16 protein-coding genes and 1 tRNA gene are annotated in these 13,843 nt (G+C 47.0%); 3 read left to right on the top strand and 14 right to left on the bottom strand.

What is annotated here, in order from left to right:
* From murB to C511_RS0106045, 3 genes are read right to left on the bottom strand one after another with little or no spacing between them, the layout of a single operon-like run.
* The gene (murB, locus tag C511_RS0106055; RefSeq protein WP_024996117.1) at positions 1-1,011 is read right to left on the bottom strand and encodes a UDP-N-acetylmuramate dehydrogenase; all 1,011 of its coding nucleotides are present in this window, start codon (positions 1,009-1,011) and stop codon (positions 1-3) included.
* A 17-nt stretch (positions 1,012-1,028) separates the two neighbouring features.
* Complete coding sequence (locus tag C511_RS0106050; RefSeq protein WP_024996118.1) at positions 1,029-1,874, bottom strand: DUF4348 domain-containing protein; 846 nt, start codon at positions 1,872-1,874, stop codon at positions 1,029-1,031.
* Between the two features lie 18 nt (positions 1,875-1,892).
* Positions 1,893-2,852, bottom strand: coding sequence for an NAD-dependent epimerase/dehydratase family protein (locus C511_RS0106045; RefSeq protein WP_024996119.1), 960 nt, complete (start codon positions 2,850-2,852; stop codon positions 1,893-1,895).
* Between the two features lie 133 nt (positions 2,853-2,985).
* On the opposite strand from C511_RS0106045, the gene kbl reads away from it, so the two are divergent.
* Positions 2,986-4,173 (top strand): glycine C-acetyltransferase, encoded by a 1,188-nt coding sequence (kbl, locus tag C511_RS0106040; protein WP_024996120.1) that lies wholly within the window; start codon positions 2,986-2,988, stop codon positions 4,171-4,173.
* Positions 4,174-4,206: 33 nt separating this feature from the next.
* Positions 4,207-4,611 (top strand): DUF2721 domain-containing protein, encoded by a 405-nt coding sequence (locus tag C511_RS0106035; protein ID WP_027317934.1) that lies wholly within the window; start codon positions 4,207-4,209, stop codon positions 4,609-4,611.
* A 57-nt stretch (positions 4,612-4,668) separates the two neighbouring features.
* Here C511_RS0106035 and C511_RS0106030 read toward each other — a convergent pair whose 3' ends face one another.
* The 9 genes from C511_RS0106030 to purU all read right to left on the bottom strand — a co-directional run bounded on the left by C511_RS0106030 (position 4,669) and on the right by purU (position 12,151).
* On the bottom strand, positions 4,669-5,148 hold the full coding sequence (locus C511_RS0106030; RefSeq protein WP_024996121.1) for a ferritin: 480 nt from the start codon (positions 5,146-5,148) through the stop codon (positions 4,669-4,671).
* Between the two features lie 84 nt (positions 5,149-5,232).
* The gene (gene lysA / locus C511_RS0106025; RefSeq protein WP_027317933.1) at positions 5,233-6,393 is read right to left on the bottom strand and encodes a diaminopimelate decarboxylase; all 1,161 of its coding nucleotides are present in this window, start codon (positions 6,391-6,393) and stop codon (positions 5,233-5,235) included.
* A 79-nt stretch (positions 6,394-6,472) separates the two neighbouring features.
* Positions 6,473-7,795: an aspartate kinase gene (locus C511_RS0106020; RefSeq protein ID WP_024996122.1), complete on the bottom strand. Its 1,323-nt coding sequence runs from the start codon at positions 7,793-7,795 to the stop codon at positions 6,473-6,475.
* A 32-nt stretch (positions 7,796-7,827) separates the two neighbouring features.
* Positions 7,828-8,532, bottom strand: coding sequence for a cell division ATP-binding protein FtsE (locus C511_RS0106015; protein ID WP_034781770.1), 705 nt, complete (start codon positions 8,530-8,532; stop codon positions 7,828-7,830).
* A complete protein-coding gene (hisIE, locus tag C511_RS0106010) occupies positions 8,517-9,131 on the bottom strand; it encodes a bifunctional phosphoribosyl-AMP cyclohydrolase/phosphoribosyl-ATP diphosphatase HisIE (protein ID WP_024996124.1) in 615 nt (204 codons plus the stop codon). The genes C511_RS0106015 and hisIE overlap by 16 nt, the downstream gene beginning before the upstream one ends.
* A gap of 12 nt (positions 9,132-9,143) precedes the next feature.
* Positions 9,144-9,902 (bottom strand): imidazole glycerol phosphate synthase subunit HisF, encoded by a 759-nt coding sequence (gene hisF, locus C511_RS0106005; protein ID WP_024996125.1) that lies wholly within the window; start codon positions 9,900-9,902, stop codon positions 9,144-9,146.
* A gap of 60 nt (positions 9,903-9,962) precedes the next feature.
* Positions 9,963-10,682: a 1-(5-phosphoribosyl)-5-[(5-phosphoribosylamino)methylideneamino]imidazole-4-carboxamide isomerase gene (gene hisA / locus C511_RS0106000; RefSeq protein ID WP_024996126.1), complete on the bottom strand. Its 720-nt coding sequence runs from the start codon at positions 10,680-10,682 to the stop codon at positions 9,963-9,965.
* The gene (gene hisH / locus C511_RS0105995; RefSeq protein ID WP_027317932.1) at positions 10,679-11,269 is read right to left on the bottom strand and encodes an imidazole glycerol phosphate synthase subunit HisH; all 591 of its coding nucleotides are present in this window, start codon (positions 11,267-11,269) and stop codon (positions 10,679-10,681) included. The genes hisA and hisH overlap by 4 nt, the downstream gene beginning before the upstream one ends.
* 27 nt (positions 11,270-11,296) lie before the next feature.
* A complete protein-coding gene (gene purU, locus C511_RS0105990; protein WP_024996127.1) occupies positions 11,297-12,151 on the bottom strand; it encodes a formyltetrahydrofolate deformylase in 855 nt (284 codons plus the stop codon).
* A 347-nt stretch (positions 12,152-12,498) separates the two neighbouring features.
* Here purU and C511_RS0105980 point away from each other — a divergent pair.
* Positions 12,499-12,572, top strand: a tRNA-Asp gene (locus C511_RS0105980).
* A 24-nt stretch (positions 12,573-12,596) separates the two neighbouring features.
* On the opposite strand, the gene C511_RS0105975 is transcribed toward C511_RS0105980, so the two are convergent.
* Together C511_RS0105975 and C511_RS0105970 are read right to left on the bottom strand one after the other, a co-directional pair.
* Complete coding sequence (locus C511_RS0105975; RefSeq protein ID WP_024996129.1) at positions 12,597-13,400, bottom strand: hypothetical protein; 804 nt, start codon at positions 13,398-13,400, stop codon at positions 12,597-12,599.
* A gap of 23 nt (positions 13,401-13,423) precedes the next feature.
* Entirely contained in the window at positions 13,424-13,804 is a 381-nt protein-coding gene (locus C511_RS0105970) for a hypothetical protein (RefSeq protein WP_024996130.1), read from the bottom strand.
* Positions 13,805-13,843 lie beyond the last annotated feature (39 nt).

Genomic DNA, 13,843 nt, shown 5'->3' with positions numbered 1-13,843 from the left:
CTACACAAATTTTACTTCGGGAGTAATGCGAATACCGAAACGGGCAGCGACAGACTCTTGTATCTCGGCTGCCAGATGAGCTATTTCGGTTCCCGTGGCTCCTCCCTTGTTAACCAATACCAGCGCTTGTTTTTCATGCACACCGGCAGCGCCAACCGATTTGCCTTTCCAGCCACAGCGATCAATCATCCACCCGGCAGGAATTTTCACCCGCTGCGCGTCGACTTCGTAATGCGGCATATCCGGATAGGCTTCTTTGAGCTTTTCGTAATGAGCACGATCAACCACCGGATTCATGAAGAAACTGCCGGCATTGCCCATCACGGCAGGATCGGGCAGTTTGCTGCAACGGATGTCAATGATGGTGTTGCGCACACCCGACAGGCTAAGTGCTTCACCGCGTTTGTTGAGTTCCTCCTGAATGGAGCCGTAGCTAAGGTTGTAAGCCGGTATTTTACTCAACACAAACGTAACGGAAGTCACAATGAGGTGATTCATGCGAGGTTCTTTGAACAAACTGTGGCGGTAAGCATAGCGGCATTCGGCAACGGGATAGAGCAGTTCTTTGCCCGAAGCATCCATGACCTCGACCGACTGGATTAAATCCTTCACCTCGACCCCGTAAGCCCCGATATTTTGTACGGCAGCAGCTCCTACCTCACCCGGAATGAGTGAAAGGTTCTCGGCACCGTACCAGTTGTGTTCCACACAATAAGCCACAAAATCATCCCATACCATACCGGCACCCACGCGTACACACACCTGTGCTTCGTCTTCGTGAATGACCTCCACAAAACGAATGAGCGAGTGCAAAAGGATACCCGGGTAGTTACTCAGGAAAAGCAGGTTGCTTCCTCCGCCGATGTGTAACCACGGTTCCACCAGTTCGCCCGACGTGAGTAAGGTTTGCAAATCTTCTAGGGTATCATACTCGATGAAGCGAGCCGTGCTCACCTCCATGCCAAACGTGTTGTGTGCCAGCAACGGATAATTTTCGTATCGGTTTATCATGTGCTATACTTTTATAATTAGATACCTGTATCTTCAAATTTATACAACTCCCACTGTCCGCCCCTGCGCTGAAAATAAAGCACGTTGGAGAATCCGTTACCGATTCCTTTGAGCGCCAGTATCTTCGTAGCCGAGTTATCGCGGTTGCTTTGTCCGTAGTTGATATTCGACAAACGGTCAGTCGGAAGCGCCGGTTTGAAAGCAAACCATTGGTTGAGCTCCAGCGTGGTTTCGAGAATAGAGAAATCATCGTCGGGATCGTTGGTCACGAATACCAGCGGCTGACGAATGCGTTCGCACTGGAAAAGGCTATCGGTAGCAAAACGCTCGAAGAACTCAACAAAATGTTCGTCTTCGCTCTTATTGATGGGGCGCAGGTTGATGGCTTCGAGCATCCAGCACCCTTTTTTGCGTTGAAAGTAGTACTTCTTAACCATTTGGGTCTTCATGTAGATCCATTCCACCTGAACCGATTTGAGCGACGTGTCACCTACGATGTCCATGTCTTCTTCCTTGTCGAAAAGCAATGTGTAATAGGGCTGCCTGGTAAACAAATCGTCGTGTTTCCAGAAACGCTCTTCAATCTTCGAGGGTACCTCACCGTTGTAGTAAGGCAAAGGAAATACCGTCCGCTGATGCTGAAACTGATCATCGGACGCATAAGCGTAAATGAAGTCGTTGAACGACTCGTCGGCCTCCGTGGGTACCGGTCCGGTTTCCACGGGGACAGCTACCGTATCTTTACGGTGTAAAGCCGAATCGACCAGATTGGTAATAGGTGCAAACGGATCGATCTTTGACTTTTTATCTTTACACGAAACGAACAGTGCAAGGAGCATGACTCCTGCTATTATTTTCTTCATTTTCTCTGAACCTGACGGTTACTGTTTCAATAGTTTGTTTTGTAAGTTACGCAACATGTCCTCCGTCATACTCTCGAGGTTGTACACGGGTTGCCAGTTCCACTCCTTGCGTGCGCAGGAGTCATCCATCGCATCGGGCCAGCTGTCGGCAATGGACTGTTTAAGCGGGTCGACCTCATACACCATGCGAAAATCGGGGATGTGCTTGCAGATGGCTGCATATATGTTTTCAGGAGCAAAGCTCATGGAAGCAATGTTGAACGAATTGCGGTGCACCAGCTTAGACGGATCCGCCTCCATCAGCGAGATGGCGGCATGAAGCGCATCGGGCATGTACATCATGTCCATGTAGGTTCCTTCACTGATGGGACACACAAAACGACTGCCTTTCACGGCCGAATAATAGATGTCGACCGCATAATCCGTTGTGCCGCCTCCGGGAGGAGTGACACTGGAGATGATGCCCGGAAAACGCACCGAGCGCGTATCGACTCCGTATTTGTTAAAATAGTAATCACTCAGTAGCTCCGTGGTAACCTTGGTGACACCGTACATGGTACGCGGCCGCTGGATGGTGTCCTGCGGAGTCATGACATGCGGTGTTTCGGGTCCGAAAGAGCCGATGGAACTTGGCGTAAAGACGGCACAACGATAGGCACGTGCCACTTCGAGCACATTCCACAAACCGTCTATTCCTATTTTCCAGGCCAGTGCGGGTTTCGATTCGGCTACTACCGACAACAAGGCAGCCAAGTTGTAGATAGTGTCTATTGTGTACTTTTTTACTACTGATTCGATGGTGTGCACTTCGGTTACATCGACTATCTCCGCAGGTCCCGACTCTTTCAAGTCTCCATCGGGAGCAGCCCCGGGAATGTATCCGGCCACCACATGCAAATTGCCATAACGTTTTCGTAATTCCATAGTCAGCTCCGAACCAATTTGTCCGGTAGCACCAATAACTAAGATATTTCTCATTTCTTTATACTATAACCTTTATAAGCTAAACGGCGCACAAAGTAAACACTTTTTTTTCACTTAAAGCACAAACAGATATTGTTTATTCCAATAAAAATAGTGTCCTTTGCATGAAAACCAAAAACAAATTGCTATGTACGGTAAAATGAAAGAATATCTCGGCCAGACGCTTGCCGAAATCAAGGAAGCCGGACTTTATAAGGAAGAACGACTCATAGAGAGTGCACAACAAGCCGCTATTACGGTAAAAGGGAAAGAGGTGCTGAACTTTTGCGCCAACAATTACCTGGGGTTATCCAACCACCCGAGACTGATAGAGGCTGCCGGAAAAATGATGAACAAACGAGGTTACGGCATGTCGTCCGTTCGTTTCATTTGTGGTACACAAGATGCGCACAAAGAGCTGGAAGCAGCCATATCCGACTATTTCCAGACCGAAGATACCATTCTGTATGCCGCCTGTTTCGATGCCAACGGAGGTGTATTCGAGCCTTTGTTTTCGGAAAAGGACGCCATCATATCCGATTCGCTGAACCACGCTTCCATCATTGACGGCGTGCGTTTGTGCAAGGCGCAACGTTACCGCTATGCCAATGCCGACATGGAGGAACTGGAGAAATGCCTGCAAGTGGCGCAGGCGCAACGGTTCCGCATCATTGTGACCGACGGGGTTTTCTCGATGGACGGGAACGTGGCTCCACTGGACCAAATTTGTGACTTGGCAGAGAAATATGACGCGCTGGTCATGGTGGACGAATCGCATTCGGCAGGTGTGGTAGGACCTACGGGGCATGGCGTGAGCGAATTGTACCAAACCTACGGAAGGGTGGACATCTACACCGGCACGCTGGGTAAGGCTTTCGGAGGAGCCATGGGAGGCTTCACCACCGGACGAAAAGAGATTATCGACTTGTTGCGTCAGCGCAGCCGTCCGTACCTGTTCTCCAATTCAGTGGCTCCCGCCGTTGTGGGTGCCAGCATCGAGGTGTTTCGCATGTTGAAAGAGAGCAACGAACTGCACAGCAAGCTGGTGGAGAACGTGACGTATTTCCGCGACAAGATGCTGGCTGCCGGTTTCGACATCAAGCCTACTCAAAGTGCCATCTGTGCTGTTATGCTTTACGATGCCAAACTGTCGCAGACCTATGCCGCACGCATGCTCGAAGAGGGTATTTACGTGACGGGATTTTATTATCCGGTGGTGCCCAAAGGCGAAGCCCGCATCCGCGTACAACTGTCGGCCGGACACGAGAAAGCGCACCTGGACCAATGCATTGAGGCGTTCATCAAAGTAGGAAAAGAACTGGATGTTCTCAAATAACCTTTTATTTTAAAACTATAAACGCGATGTAATATGGAAGAATTTACGCTGACCACTCCCGCCCTTTTGTTTTCGGCCATCTCATTGATTTTGCTGGCCTATACAAACCGTTTCCTGTCATACGCTCAGTTGGTGCGTATCCTGAAAGACAAGTACGAAGAAAACCCGTCGGCTGTTGCGGCGGCACAAATTGCCAACCTGCGCAAAAGGTTGTACTTAACGCGTACGATGCAGGAACTGGGCATAGCGAGCCTTTTCATGTGTGTGGTAAGTATGTTCCTCATCTACATTGACCTGTATACTTTTTCGGCCTATGTATTCGGACTGGCCCTGATGCTGTTGATAGGATCACTGGCTGTGTCACTGCGGGAGATACAAATATCCACCCATGCCCTGGAGTTGCATCTGGGCAAGATGGAAGGAAAGGAAGAGAAATAAAAAAGAGCCGGTGAATGTAGCAACTTCACCGGCTCTTTTTATGTTTTTTGATTGAAATTATCGCTGTCCGAGTTGTGAATCGATAAAGAAGATACCCGCATCACCGGCTTTCTTCAGCTTATCGACAATACCCTGAGCGGTAGCTTCTTCTTCAACCTGCTCGCGAACAAATCCCCACAAGAAGTCTTGTGTAGCATTGTCTCTTTCCGAGGAAGCCACGCTAACCAATTCATCGATCAGTTTAGAGATGTGACATTCGTGCTTGTAAGCTGCCTCGAATACTTCGAGCGGAGTGCCCCAACCCTGAGGAACCACATCAATTTTATCTATTTTGGCTTCACCACCTCTTTTGATCAGGTAATCGGCCATGGCACAAGCATGTGCTGTTTCTTCCTGCGACTGTTTTTTCATCCATGAAGCGAAACCGCTGAATCCTTCTTTTTCAAAGTAGAATGACATGGAGAGATAAAGATTAGCCGACCACATTTCGGCTGCAATCTGTCCGTTAATAGCGTCTTGTAATTTTTTCGTGATCATAATTATTGTTTCTTAGTTTAACGATTTACTAAAAAGAACAAGCCCGGCGGCGGATTGTTCGATCAACAGGGATGTTTTTTACCATCAAATCAGTTCATCCGAAGTATATCCTTTGGGCAGTTCGCGGCAATTGTAGCCAGAAGCCATGATTTCTCCGTAAGCTCCTGCGGAACGAAGTGCCAGCAAGTCGCCTCGTTTCACTTGGTTGAGATCAATGGCTTTGCCAAACACGTCGGACGATTCGCAGATGGGTCCTACTACATCGTAAGCCTCAACCGCTTCATCGGAAGTGATGTTCTCTATCTTGTGAAAGGCCTGGTAGAGTGCCGGACGAATGAGATCGGTCATTCCCGCATCGAGAATGGCAAATTTCTTGTTGGTACCCTGCTTCACATAAAGTGCCCGGGTGATGAGACTGCCGCACTGTCCCACCACGGCACGTCCCAGTTCGAAGTGCAGCGTTTGTGAAGGACGCAGTTTGAGGTGCTCGGCATACGTCTCGAAGTAATGGCGAAAATCGGGTATCGGCTGACGATTGGGGTGAGAATAATCAATGCCGAGTCCGCCACCCACGTTGATGTGCTCCACGATGATGCGGCGGGCATACAAACGTTCCTGCAATTCGTTGATGCGGTTGCAGAGAGCCACGAAGTCGCTCATGTCGAGTATTTGCGAGCCGATGTGGAAATGCAGACCGATGAACTTGACATTCTTTAATTCGAGTGCCAGGTCGATGACGTGATCCATATCCTGCATGCTGATGCCGAACTTGTTTTCAGCCAGTCCGGTGGTGATGTTGGCGTGCGTATGTGCACCCACGTTGGGGTTGATACGGAAAGCCACATGAGCCACCTTGCCCTTGGCAGCAGCCAGTTCGTTGATAACCTCCAGCTCGGGGACAGACTCCACGTTGAAGCAGAAGATTCCATAATCGAGCGCCAGATTGATTTCCCAGTCGGACTTGCCCACTCCGGCAAACACGACTTTATCGGCAGGGAATCCGGATTTGATTGCCGCACGAACTTCACCGCCACTCACACAATCGGCTCCCATGCCACTTTCACGAATGATGGTGAGCACTTTGGGATTGGCGTTGGCCTTTACCGCATAATGAACGTGGAAGTTAGGGTAACGTTGCGACTCTTTATTTATACATGCCAGCGTATCGCGAAGCACCTTGGTATCATAATAATAAAAAGGTGTTTGCAATTCTCTGAATTTTTCAATGGGGAATATACCTTTCATAAATTTGACTCATTAAGTGGAAGAGAAAAAGAGCGCTTAAAGTATTACCTGAAAGCGCTCATATTGTATGATGTATTTCTTAATCAACGTTATTGAACAATACATTGCTGAGCGACTGCAAAGCAAGTTTCTTGTCCTCTTCGCGAACCAGGAAAGAAATGTTGTAGTTGCTACCGCCAAACGAAATCATTCGCACGGGAATGTTTCGCATCGCATCGAGCGCTTTGGCTTCGAAACCAACGTTTTCCCATTCCAAATCGCCCACCACGCAGATGATGCACATGTCCTTGTCGACAGTAACCGTACCGTATTTCTTCAGGTCATCGAGAATCTCGTTCAGGTGCTTGGTGTTGTCAATGGAAACAGAAACACCTACCTCCGAAGTACACACCATGTCGATGGAAGTCTGGTAGCTCTCGAAAATCTCGAAAACCTTACGCAGGAAACCGTGAGCCAGCAACATGCGGCTTGACTTGATTTTGATGGCGGTAATATTTTCTTTAGCAGCCACGGCCTTGATCTTACCTTTTTCGGTATCGTTAGAGATCATGGTTCCGGGAGCCTCGGGATCCATTGTGTTGAGCAGACGCACGGGTATGTTAGCATACTTGGCCGGCTGCACACAGGTAGGATGCAGAATCTTGGCACCGAAATAAGCCAGCTCGGCTGCCTCTTCGAAGTGCAACTGACGCACGGGTGCTGTTTTGTCAACGATACGCGGATCGTTATTGTGCATTCCGTCAATGTCAGTCCAAATCTGAATTTCAGAAGCATCTACCGCAGCTCCGATCAGCGAGGCTGTATAGTCACTGCCTCCTCTTTGAAGGTTATCAATTTCACCGTACGCATTGCGACAGATGAAACCCTGTGTGATGTATATTTCAGCATCCGGATACAGCTCCAGCTGAGCAGCCAGTTTGTCTTTGATGTAAACCGGATCGGGCTCCGCATTTTTATCAGTACGCATGAATTCCAAAGCCGGAAGCAACACCGATTTCACTCCGCATTCCTGCAAGTAGAAGTTCACCATAGCCGTAGAGATGAGCTCGCCCTGAGCCAACACTACTTTCTCTTCAAACAGTGTGAAAAGATCTTTGGTATAGGAACGAATGTAGTCAAAATGAGATTTGACAACCTCCATACCTTTCTGTTTATATTCGGCGGTGGCATACAATTCATCAACGTGCTGTTTATATTTAATCTCCAGCTTGTTGATAATTTCATTAGCACCTTCCGGATTCTTCTTGTACAGATAGTCGGAAATCTCTACCAATGTGTTTGTTGTGCCCGACATAGCCGAAAGAACAACAATCTTTTTTTCACCATCGGTAATTAATTTGGCTACTTCTTTCATTCTTTGTGCAGAGCCTACAGAAGTTCCTCCAAACTTTAAAACTTTCATTTTCGTTACTGTATTAAAATGTTATGAATGAATTAATTCTCTATGTTTTCTTTAACTACATATTCATCGGTTACGTCGGTCAGGTGATGGTCTTTACACCGGTACACCTTTCCGGGATATTCTTTGAGCAAGTGTAAATTGTGTGTGGTCATCACCACCGAAGACCCTTGCCTGCTGATGCTGTGAAGCAATTCCACAATGGCTTTTCCGGTTTCCACATCGAGATTCCCCGTGGGTTCGTCTGCCAATATGATTTGGGGCGAGTTAAGTACAGCCCGCGCGATAACGATGCGCTGTTGCTCACCACCCGACAGTTCATTAGGCAGTTTGTAGCCTTTGTTGCTCATGCCCACCTGCTGAAGAACCTCCTCGATACGGTCTTTGATTTCCTGTTTGTTTTTCCAGCCGGTTGCCCGGAGAACAAACTCGAGGTTGTCATACACCGAACGATCTGTTAACAGTTGGAAATCCTGAAAAACGATGCCCAGTTTACGCCTTAACTGAGGAATGTGCTTGCGCTTGATGGTGCGCATGTCATTGCCCAATACAACGGCTTCGCCTTCGGCGATACCCAGTTCGGCATAAAAGGTTTTGAGCAAGCTTGTCTTCCCGGATCCTACCTTACCAATAAGATAAACAAAATCGCCCTTATTTAGTTCCAGATTCACCTCGCTCAATACGCAAAGCTCCTGCTGGTGTACTTCTACATGAGAGTATGTGATTAGTGCTTCGTCCATGATGCTGAATGCCTTTCCATTAATTCACGTGCCAAGTCTTCAATGCGATACCCTTTGGAGGTAAGCAAAACAATGAGGTGATACAGTAAATCGGAGCCTTCATAAATCATTCTTTCGTCCGTGCCGTTGGTGGCTTCAATCACCATTTCGACAGCTTCCTCGCCTACCTTCTGAGCCATGCGGTTCACACCCGACTGGAACAGACTGGTGGTATAGGATTTCTCGGGCATCTCTTCGTATCGCTTCACGATGAAATCCTGCAAATCTTTGAGGAACAGAACGGGTTCTTTTTCATTGGTCTCGCCCCAGCAGGTGTCCGTACCCAAATGGCATACCGGTCCAACAGGAGTGACCAGAATGAGCAACGTATCCTGATCGCAATCTTCTTTTACAGATACAACGTGAAGAAAATTGCCACTTTCTTCTCCTTTGGTCCACAAACGGTTTTTGGTGCGGCTGAAGAAAGTAACCTTGCCTGTTTCAATGGTTTTTTCGTAAGCCTCTTTATTCATAAAGCCCAGCATAAGCACCTTGCGGGTAATATTATCTTGTATGATAGCCGGTACCAGACCGTTCATTTTATTGAAATCTATATTCATATTCAAACCCTATTAAATTCTCATTGTAATACCTTGTGCGCAAAGATACGATTTTAATTCGGAAATTTTAATCTCACCAAAGTGAAAAACGCTGGCAGCCAGAGCCGCATCGGCTTTTCCCAACGTAAAAGCATCCCGAAAATGCTCCGGCGTACCGGCACCACCCGATGCAATGACAGGAATAGACAGACCGTCGGCCAATTGTGCCAACGCCTCATTGGCGTATCCGGTTTTCACCCCGTCGTGATTCATGCTGGTGAAAAGAATTTCGCCGGCTCCCCTCTCCTGCGCTTCGAGCGTCCAGGTCATCAATTCCTTCTCCGTCTCGATGCGTCCGCCATTGAGGAAACATTTCCACAGGCCGTTGTCGCCCAGCTTGGCATCCACAGCCACCACGCATACCTGCGAGCCGAAGTTCTTGGCTATTTCATCAATCAGGTTGGGATTCCTGATGGCAGACGAGTTGATGGAGACCTTATCGGCTCCGGCGTTCAACAGGCGTTCCACATCACCCAATTCGTTGATGCCACCGCCTACTGTAAACGGAATGCTGATGTTGGCCGCCACCCTTTTTACCAAATCGGTAAACGTTTTGCGTCCTTCGTGACTGGCTGTGATATCCAGAAACACCAGTTCATCGGCTCCCTGCTCACTGTAAGCACGCCCCAGTTCCACGGGATCGCCCGCCTGACGCAGATTGACAAAGTTGGTGCCTTTCACTGTTTGTCCGTCTTTTATATCCAGACAGGGAATTATTCTTTTTGCTAACACGCTCTTTATTATTTATTGACTTATACTTCTCATTCAAACACGCGGGTTCTTTGCCCGGGTCTACATAAAATCATACAGTTCCTTCAAGGTGATGCGCCCTTCGTAGAGAGCCTTCCCGAAGATAACCGAAGGTACTCCGGCATCATGCAGTGCACGGATGTCATCCATGCTGCTCACCCCGCCGCTGGCAATGAGGAACAAATCGGGTTGCTGCGACAGAATCTCTTGGTAGAGTTCCAAAGAAGGTCCCTGGAGCATACCGTCACAACTGATATCCGTACAAATAACCTTTTGAATGCCCTTGTGCACATACTCTTGCAAGAAAGGCATTAATTCCGTTTCCGTTTCATCTTTCCATCCGTTAACGGCTACTTTCTTATCTTTCACATCGGCTCCGAGAATGATTTTCTCGCTACCATACTGATTGAGCCAACGGGTGAACAGATCAGGATTCTTCACGGCAATGCTTCCGCCGGTAACCATCTGAGCCCCATTCTCGAAAGCCAGGATCAAGTCCTCATCACTTTTCACCCCTCCGCCAAAGTCAATGATCAGCGAAGTACGTGTGGCAATTTGTTCCAGTGTGCGGTAGTTCACCACATGATGCGAGGCCGCCCCGTCGAGGTCGACCACGTGTAAGCGGCGGATGCCATTGGCTTCAAGCTCTTTGGCAACCTCTACCGGATTCTCATTGTATATTTTCTTGCTGTCGTAATCACCTTGCGACAGTCGCACACATTTTCCATCAATGATATCAATAGCAGGAACCAGTTCGATCATATATCCAGAAAGTTTTTTAAAATTCGTTCGCCTACCGTTCCACTTTTTTCGGGGTGAAACTGTGTAGCATAAAAATTATCTTTGTGAAGAGCCGCACTGAAAGGAAGGATGTAATGAGTCTGCGCAGCTGTACATTCGTTGACCGGTACATAAAAGCTATGTACGAAGTAAACAAACTCTTCCTCCGTAAACCCGTTGAACAAACGACTGTTCACTTCACCAATCGTATTCCATCCCATGTGAGGAACCTTATCTTCGTGACGCGCGGGAACAAAACGTTTCACTTCCGTATCGAAGATGTTCAAGCAGTTTGTATCGCCCTCTTCGGAGTACCGGCACATGAGCTGCATGCCTAAGCAAATGCCCAGCACAGGTTGCCTGAGGTTCTTGATCAGTTCATCGAGCCCGGTAGCGCGAAGGTGATTCATGGTAGTCTCAGCCTCTCCCACTCCCGGAAATATAACCTTATCGGCAGACATAAGCACCTCTTTGTCGGCCGTAATCACAGCCTCCACACCCAGACGCTTCATGGCATAATCTACCGAACGGATATTGCCCGCATTGTATTTTACTATTGCAACGTTCATTCTATTTCAATGTATTCGGGTTATCTCTTAACTGAAAATAACCGTTTTATTCTTATATGCGAGTACTTTTCGTTCAATGTGTTTTTGCACCGCCCGTGAAAGCACTATCTTTTCGAGGTCTTTCCCTTTGTTCACCAGGTCTTCAACCGCATCTTTGTGTGTTATGCGCACCACATCCTGTTCAATGATGGGTCCGGCATCTAATTCCGTAGTAACATAATGGCTGGTTGCACCAATAATCTTCACTCCTCTTTCAAATGCTGCATGGTAGGGTTTGGCACCTACGAAAGCGGGCAAGAAAGAGTGATGAATGTTAATGATCTTATTGGGATATGCATTAATCATGTTTTCGGAAATAACCTGCATGTATCTGGCCAGCACAATAAAGTCCACTTTGTACTTTTTGAGCAACTCCATCTCTTTTTGTTCCTGTTCCTCCTTGGTTTCTTTGGTGATAGGAAACAGGTAGAAAGGAATACCGAAACGTTCGGCCACGTGTTGCAGGTCAGGATGATTGCTTATGATAAGAGGAATCTCCACATTCCATTCGCCGGCAGTATAACGAGCCAGCATATCGAACAGACAATGCGACATTTTTGAAACAAAGATGGCCATACGGGGTTTTACATCGGAGAAATAGAGACGGAAACTCATTCCGTATTTTTGTGCATAAAGCGTTTCAAAATAATCTTCGATTTTCTCCTGCGGGACAAGGAATTCTTGCAATTCCCACTCAATACGCATGAAAAAGATATTTTCCACATGGTCAACGTACTGATCCAGATAAATGATATTCCCTTTGTTTACCGTAATAAAGTCTGTTACCTCCGCCAGAATGCCCGGTTTATCAGGGCAATGCAATAACAGTTTTGCTGTTGTCATATTCACTTTCTTATTATTGTCTGTCACTAATCATCAAATTGAGGCAGCAAAAATAACGAATTATTGCCAATATATAAATAATAAACACAATAAGTTTATTGCAAAAGATAAAAAAGTAACATATAGAAAGATTGTAGCGCTCAAAAATAGTAAACTCTCACAACCGGGCTCTTCACATAGAGAAAAGCCGGACTGTTTTTTTTGATTGCGGAATAGTCTCATTCTGAGGCAACAAGGTCAAAAAGCTATTTTTTCATTAAAAAAAAGTTTGCCAAGCTATTGCAGGTTTCAAAAAAACAGCTACCTTTGCAACCGCAATCGAGAGAGATTACAAATAAAAAAATAATGGTGCGTTAGTTCAGTTGGTTAGAATACATGCCTGTCACGCATGGGGTCACGGGTTCGAGTCCCGTACGCACCGCATCAAAGTCCTGAGGTTCATACTTCAGGACTTTTTTGTTTCGCCCGAGATGAACCACTCCAGGATCTTCCCCGACTTGCCCGCCGGAAGCAGACTGCGCAATACGAGCCATCCGTTCTGAGCTTTACTCCAACCGTCGTAAAATAGTAAGTTTTGTTCTGCACTACTCACCGTGATGTGCCTTTCCGCATCATCGGGATTGATATCAAATTTCTTCCCTGTGGCAATGGGGAGCGGCTTTGAAGCATCCGTTTTCCGGATAATCATCTCGCCGTGCGGAGAATGAGGTATCTCCCGCACCTTACCATCCATGATATAAGTATGCCCCACGTAAAGCATGGGGGCAAATTCAATGTCTAAGCTTGCTATTCCTTTCAACTCATCCGGGATTGGTTGATCCGTCCACACACTGACATAAATTCCCCCATCACCCAGTCGCGCCTGGATCTGATAAATAAAATGTGGGTTATCGTATTTCAGTTGTGCAATAATGAGGTTATTCTTCCGTTCCACCTTTTTTTCAATCAGTATAGAATGCAAATCCCATTGTCCGGGTGCAGGGTTTAGGTGTACATCACCATTCCTGGCCATGCACAAGCCGTGATGCACGATCTCGATGCCTGCCATTTTTGAGTCATCAAACAGGCCATCGTAAGAGTGACTAAACACCATTACATTCAATCCGGGAGCCTCAAAGTAACTAGAGTCATTCAGCACCAATTGTGTCCAGTCAGATCTTGCGGATTTGTTTGAACAAGCGGATAGAAGCAGACATAAAGCTACTCCTATCACGCTTGAAGCAACACCCAATCTTCTACCTATTGTCATACCTATATTGATTAAGACGATGACTAATTGAAAAGAGCCCTTACTTTAGAAATCAACTGTTGAGAAGTGATAGATTCACTGTTCACGGGCATGAGATACCAACGCACCGTATAAGGCAACTTGTCGTATTCGGCTACCGGTGGCCAGTTCCATTCATTCTGAGGACTAGTCCAGAAGGTGCTCCCAAATGTTTCCCGCATGGGTGACTGTGAAATGACTTCAGCGTCCTTGAATTTAAAAGAACGAATCTTAGCTCCTCCGGCAGCATCAATAGTCATCGACAGATTTCCGGTTTCGATGACATATTTTGATTCTCCTATGCTCTTGATTACCGGCTCTGCAGCCTGCATCGGGATGTTCCCAAGTACAGAGACCAACAACAACGAGATCCATTGCTTTTTCATAAACCCTTTTCTATTTTATAGTAAATAAAAGCAAATACC

Source organism: Bacteroides graminisolvens DSM 19988 = JCM 15093, assembly GCF_000428125.1.
Taxonomy (GTDB): domain Bacteria; phylum Bacteroidota; class Bacteroidia; order Bacteroidales; family Bacteroidaceae; genus Bacteroides; species Bacteroides graminisolvens.
Note: the sequence above shows the minus strand (reverse complement) of the source record. Positions and strands in the feature narration are given on the sequence as shown.

Excerpts from the sequence above, each read along its gene's own strand:
- hisIE (WP_024996124.1), bottom strand. The coding sequence starts at position 9,131 with ATGAATATAGATTTCAATAAAATGAACGGTCTGGTACCGGCTATCATA.
- C511_RS0106045 (WP_024996119.1), bottom strand. The coding sequence starts at position 2,852 with ATGAGAAATATCTTAGTTATTGGTGCTACCGGACAAATTGGTTCGGAG.
- purU (WP_024996127.1), bottom strand. The coding sequence starts at position 12,151 with ATGACAACAGCAAAACTGTTATTGCATTGCCCTGATAAACCGGGCATT.
- C511_RS0106035 (WP_027317934.1), top strand. The coding sequence starts at position 4,207 with ATGGAAGAATTTACGCTGACCACTCCCGCCCTTTTGTTTTCGGCCATC.
- C511_RS0106050 (WP_024996118.1), bottom strand. The coding sequence starts at position 1,874 with ATGAAGAAAATAATAGCAGGAGTCATGCTCCTTGCACTGTTCGTTTCG.
- hisA (WP_024996126.1), bottom strand. The coding sequence starts at position 10,682 with ATGATCGAACTGGTTCCTGCTATTGATATCATTGATGGAAAATGTGTG.
- hisH (WP_027317932.1), bottom strand. The coding sequence starts at position 11,269 with ATGAACGTTGCAATAGTAAAATACAATGCGGGCAATATCCGTTCGGTA.
- C511_RS0106020 (WP_024996122.1), bottom strand. The coding sequence starts at position 7,795 with ATGAAAGTTTTAAAGTTTGGAGGAACTTCTGTAGGCTCTGCACAAAGA.
- murB (WP_024996117.1), bottom strand. The coding sequence starts at position 1,011 with ATGATAAACCGATACGAAAATTATCCGTTGCTGGCACACAACACGTTT.
- C511_RS0105970 (WP_024996130.1), bottom strand. The coding sequence starts at position 13,804 with ATGAAAAAGCAATGGATCTCGTTGTTGTTGGTCTCTGTACTTGGGAAC.
- C511_RS0106030 (WP_024996121.1), bottom strand. The coding sequence starts at position 5,148 with ATGATCACGAAAAAATTACAAGACGCTATTAACGGACAGATTGCAGCC.
- kbl (WP_024996120.1), top strand. The coding sequence starts at position 2,986 with ATGTACGGTAAAATGAAAGAATATCTCGGCCAGACGCTTGCCGAAATC.
- C511_RS0105975 (WP_024996129.1), bottom strand. The coding sequence starts at position 13,400 with ATGACAATAGGTAGAAGATTGGGTGTTGCTTCAAGCGTGATAGGAGTA.
- C511_RS0106015 (WP_034781770.1), bottom strand. The coding sequence starts at position 8,532 with ATGGACGAAGCACTAATCACATACTCTCATGTAGAAGTACACCAGCAG.
- lysA (WP_027317933.1), bottom strand. The coding sequence starts at position 6,393 with ATGAAAGGTATATTCCCCATTGAAAAATTCAGAGAATTGCAAACACCT.